The organism is Corallococcus sp. CA041A, assembly GCF_003612075.1.
GTDB lineage: Bacteria > Myxococcota > Myxococcia > Myxococcales > Myxococcaceae > Corallococcus > Corallococcus exiguus.
The window spans coordinates 1-4,756 of record NZ_RAWF01000429.1 but is presented as its reverse complement, the minus strand read 5'-3'; the positions used below and the strand labels follow the sequence as shown (position 1 = coordinate 4,756).

The following is a 4,756-nucleotide window of genomic DNA, read 5'->3' as shown; positions in this document are numbered from 1 at the left end:
GCCGCACCCCGCGCCGCCCCGGCCCCGGCGATGCTCCTGGACGTGCCCAAGTCCGCGCCCCGCTACAACGGCGCGCTGCCCGGCGTCGTGGAGGGCGAACGTCCCACGCTGGATCAGGTCCGCCGCGAGCTGGGCGACTGCCGCCGCTGCAAGCTGTGCTCGGGCCGCAAGAACATCGTGTTCGGCTCCGGCAACCCTCGCGCGGACCTGGTGTTCGTGGGCGAGGGCCCCGGTGAGAACGAGGACCTCCAGGGCGTGCCCTTCGTGGGCGCCGCCGGGGACCTGCTCACCAAGATGATTGGCGCCATGGGCTTCACCCGCAACGACGTCTACATCGCCAACGTCGTGAAGTGCCGCCCGCCCGGCAACCGCAACCCGGAGCCGGATGAGATCGCCGCGTGCGAGCCCTTCCTGCGCTCGCAGTTGCTCGCCATCCAGCCCAAGGTCATCGTCGCGCTGGGCAAGTTCGCGGCGCAGACGCTGCTCAGGGACACCACCCCCATCACCCGCATGCGGGGGCAGTGGCGCGAATATGAGGGCATCCAGCTCATGCCCACCTTCCACCCCGCGTACCTCCTGCGCAACAGCGCGGAGAAGCGCAATGCGTGGGCGGACCTGCAACAGGTGATGAAGCTGTTCGGCAAGCACCCGGGCTCCAGCGCGTAGAACGCGCGGCGCACCGCGATTAGGAGAGGCACCGATGAAGGGCGTGCTCGAGACGCGTGAAGTGCATTCCCCCGCGCTGGAGAACAACCCGCTGGGAGATCCGGCCCGCCGCCGGCTCACCGTGTACCTGCCGCCGGGCTACGCGGAGGGCACGCAGCGCTACGCGGTCGTCTACTTCCTGCACGCCTTCGGCAACGGCGGCGGCTCGTGGACCAACGTGTCCGGGTTCTCGCCCACCGTTCCGGACCGCCTGGACGCGCTCATCGAACAGGGCGCCATCCCGCCCGTCATCGGCGTCTTCCCGGACGCGTGGACGAAGCTGGGCGGCAGCCAGTGGGTGAACAGCGACGCCATCGGCCGCTACCGCGACTACCTGGTCAAGGACATCGTCGGCTTCGTGGACAAGACCTTCCGCACGCTGCCCAAGGCCGCGTCCCGCGCGGTGGTGGGCCACAGCTCCGGCGGCTACGGCGCGCTGGTGATGGGCCGCTACCACCCGGAGGTCTTCTCCCTGCTGGGCGCGCACGCCCCGGATTCCTACTTCGAATACTCGTACATGCCGGACCTGCCCAAGGCCGCCACCTCCCTGATGAAGGCGGGCGGCGTGGAGGCGTGGGTGACGGAGCTGCGCCAGCGCGCTGTCGCCACCAAGGTGCGCGGCGACGACTTCCCGGTCATCAACATCCTGGCCATGGCGGCGGCGTACTCGCCGAAGAAGGGTGAGCCGCTCAACCTGGAGCTGCCCTTCGAGCAGCACAACGCGAAGCTGCGCCTGGACGTGTGGAACCGGTGGCTCGTGCACGACCCCGTGCGCTTCGTGCCCAAGTTCATGGACTCCTTCCGCAAGCTGAAGACGGTCTACCTGGACGCCGGCACGCGCGACGAGTTCAACCTGCGCTGGGGCACGCGCATGGTGGCGGACGACCTGAAGGCCGGCGGCGTGGACGTGGCGCACGAGGAGTTCGAGGACGGGCACTCGGGCGTTTCGTACCGCTTCGAGCGGTCGCTGTCGGTGCTGGTGCCGCTCCTGGCGCGGGACTGATAAGGGGGACGCCATGGATACCTACGGACTGTCGCGCGTCGTGGCGGAGAAGGGCGTGCTGCCGCAGCGCGCTCGCAAGCTGGACCCCTCGCTGCCGTGCCGCGAGGCGGAGCTGCTCATCGACGTGGAGAGCCTCAACATCGACGCCGCGTCCTTCAAGCAGATCAAGGACGACGTGGGCGGCGACCCCGCGCGCATCGCCTCCCGCATCCAGGACATCGTCCTCGAGCGCGGCAAGATGCAGAACCCCGTCACCGGCTCGGGCGGCATGCTCATTGGCCGCGTGAAGGAGCTGGGCGCGAAGCACCCCGCCAACGGCGTGCTCAAGCCGGGCGACCGCATCGCCACGCTGGTGAGCCTGACGCTCACGCCGCTCGTCATCGAAGAGGTGAAGGCGGTGCACGCGGACATCGACCGCGTGGACATCCGCGGCCATGCGCTGCTCTTCGCGAGCGGCATCTACGCGAAGCTCCCCACGGACATGCCGGACACGCTGTCGCTGGCGGCGCTGGATGTCTGCGGCGCGCCCGCGCTGGTGGCTCGCCACGTGCGCCCGGGCATGACGGTGGCGGTGCTGGGCGCGGGCAAGAGCGGCGCGCTGTGCCTGGCGCAGGCCCGCCGCAGCCTGGAGAGCCGCGGCAAGCTGCTGGCGCTGGACATCTCCCAGAAGGCGCTGGACGCGCTGTCCGCCATTGGCCTGTGCGACGAGGCCATGAAGGTGGACGCCACCCAGGGCGTGGACGTGATGGAGGCCGTGTCGAAGGCGACCAACGGTCAGCTCTGCGACCTGGTCGTCAACTGCGCCAGCGTGGGCAACACGGAGATGGCGTCACTGCTGTCCGTGAAGGACGGCGGCACGGTCATCTTCTTCTCCATGGCCACCAGCTTCACCACTGCGGCCCTGGGCGCGGAGGGCGTGGGCAAGGACGTCACCATGCTCGTGGGCAATGGCTACGTGCCCGGCCACGCCACCCTCACGCTGGACCTGCTGCGCACCGAACCGTCGCTGCGCCAGCTCTTCGAGTCCCGCTACGTCTAGGGCTTGAGGAAGGCCGTGTGCACGGCCTGCATCAGCGGATCCTTGGAGCCGCCCACCAGGGTCTTGGGCATGTGACCCTGGTTGATGGTCCAGATGATGCTGCCGCCCAGGCCCTTCTCCCGCGCCCAGCGGCCCTTCTCCGACACGGACGCGACGTCTTCGTAGGAGATGTAGTTGCAGGACTGCGGGCCGTACGCGGTGGGGAAGGAGAGGTAGGGCGCCTTGGCGGCGTCGTCCCAGCGGTACGCCTCCGGCTGGTAGTAGTGCGCCTGGATGTTGGCGTAGCTCATCGCGTTGTCGCTCTGCTCCTCCGCGATGTCGTCGCGCCCGTCCAGCGGGGTGCCCGGCTCCGTGATGCCCTTCCAGCAGGTGCCGAAGAAGCCCACGCCCACGCCCATGCGCTGAGGAGGCACGCCCGCGTTCAGGAACGCCTGCACGGAGCTGGCGACGGAGCTGGGGTGTCCGGGGTTCTCACCGAAGAGCGCGCTGGAGTGCCAGCTCGCCCACTGTCCCCAGTGGCCGCTCATCTTGTAGGCCATGATGTTCATCTGATCCACGCGCGCGGCCAGCTGCCGGTGGAACTCCGCGTCCACCTTGCCCAGCGGGAAGTTGGAGTTCACCCAGCCCACCGGCACCGTGATGATGATGTTCTCGTCCGCGGCGCGCAGGTCATCCAGCAGCGCCAGCAGCGGCGCGCTGTCCTGCGGCAGGAGGATGGGCTCCCAGTCCACGTCCACGCCGTCGAACTGCAGCTCGTGCATGGTGTTGATGATGTTGCGCACGAAGTTGCGGCGCTTCTCCAGCGTCTCCGTCGCGGCCCGGAAGCCGTCGTACTCGCCCATGCCGCCCAGCATCAGCAGCGCCTTCTTGCCCGCCTCGTGCGCCCGCACCGCCAGCGCTCGGGCCATTGCCGGGCCCTGCACGGGGTCCACGTCGAAGTCGGTGTAGAGCGTGCCGTCGATGCGCGGACGGATGCGGCCCACCACGATGTGCGTGAGCAGTGACATGTCCACGGCCTCCACCGGGTACAGGTCGCGCTGGTAGCCCACCCAGTAGCCCATCACCCAGTTGGTGGGCGCGCCACCCGGACGCGGCGTCACCTGGGCCGTCTGGCGCGTGCAGGGGCCTTCCCCCATCTCGTTGGCGGCGCAGACGGTGAAGGTGTACGCCGTTCCGTTGTCGAGGTTCTCGATGAGCGTGCCTGACGACGGCGCGTCCACTCGCTGCACCCGGCCGCCCGGCTCCACCATGACCTTGAAGTACGACAGCGGCCGGCCGCCGTAGCTCGCGGGCGCGAGCCAGCTCACGTACGCCTGGCCGTTGCCCGCGGTGGGCACCACCGAGCGCGGCTGTCCCGGCACCGTGGGGTTCGGGATGCTCATGCCCGCCTTGGGCGTCACCAGATCCGTCTCCACGGAGGCCTGGCCCTCGCCCATCGCGTTCACCGCGGCGACCTTGAAGACGTAGGTGAAGCCGTTGTTCAGCCCCAGCACCGTGGCCTGCGTGTCGGGCACCTTCACCAGCGCGCCGCCGCACTCGGGGACGCAGCGCACCACGTAGTAGAGCAGCGGGCTGCCGCCATCGCTGGGAGGCACCGTCCACGTCACCAGCGCGGACGCGTCTCCCGCCTGCGCGACCACCTGCTTCGGTGCTTCGGGGGCCGTGAGCGGAGGTGGGGGTGTGTCCGGACCTCCGCCAAAATCGCAACCGCTCAACATCACCGCGAGGGCCAGCCCCACCCACCCACGCACTGGTATTGCCCGATGGCTTTTCATCCCTGCACTCCTGGAAGAACGCGGGATGTTATGCGGCCAACCCCCCACTTGGAGTCAAGTCTAGCTGGAAAAATGTGGCAATTTTGTATGAATTGGAATTCGTGTATTAAGCCGACTAATCCCATTCATCCAGGGAATCACGAAACCTCAGCGGATGGGAAATCGGTCTCCGAAGGACGGCTGGTGTGGGGGCTGCCAGCGGGTGTCTGGCTTCACCTCGCCCGGGCGGTGGGG

The 4,756-nt window shown here is 68.7% G+C and carries 4 protein-coding genes; 3 read left to right on the top strand and 1 reads right to left on the bottom strand.

The window, feature by feature from the left end:
- From D7V77_RS40365 to D7V77_RS40355, 3 genes are all read left to right on the top strand, one after another.
- The coding region (locus D7V77_RS40365) for a uracil-DNA glycosylase family protein (RefSeq protein ID WP_233597527.1) at nucleotides 1-666 on the top strand (666 nt) is incomplete at its 5' end.
- A 34-nt stretch (nucleotides 667-700) separates the two neighbouring features.
- Entirely contained in the window at nucleotides 701-1,708 is a 1,008-nt protein-coding gene (locus tag D7V77_RS40360) for an esterase family protein (protein WP_120581499.1), read from the top strand.
- 13 nt (nucleotides 1,709-1,721) lie between these two features.
- Entirely contained in the window at nucleotides 1,722-2,747 is a 1,026-nt protein-coding gene (locus tag D7V77_RS40355) for an L-erythro-3,5-diaminohexanoate dehydrogenase (protein ID WP_120581498.1), read from the top strand.
- Here the strand turns inward: D7V77_RS40355 and D7V77_RS40350 are convergent.
- Complete coding sequence (locus D7V77_RS40350) at nucleotides 2,744-4,522, bottom strand: glycosyl hydrolase family 18 protein (protein ID WP_120581497.1); 1,779 nt, start codon at nucleotides 4,520-4,522, stop codon at nucleotides 2,744-2,746. The genes D7V77_RS40355 and D7V77_RS40350 overlap by 4 nt on opposite strands.
- Nucleotides 4,523-4,756: the final 234 nt, after the last annotated feature.

What these genes read in the sequence shown, in the direction of transcription:
- D7V77_RS40360 (WP_120581499.1), top strand. Translation starts at nt 701, where the DNA reads ATGAAGGGCGTGCTCGAGACGCGTGAAGTGCATTCCCCCGCGCTGGAG.
- D7V77_RS40355 (WP_120581498.1), top strand. Translation starts at nt 1,722, where the DNA reads ATGGATACCTACGGACTGTCGCGCGTCGTGGCGGAGAAGGGCGTGCTG.
- D7V77_RS40350 (WP_120581497.1), bottom strand. Translation starts at nt 4,522, where the DNA reads ATGAAAAGCCATCGGGCAATACCAGTGCGTGGGTGGGTGGGGCTGGCC.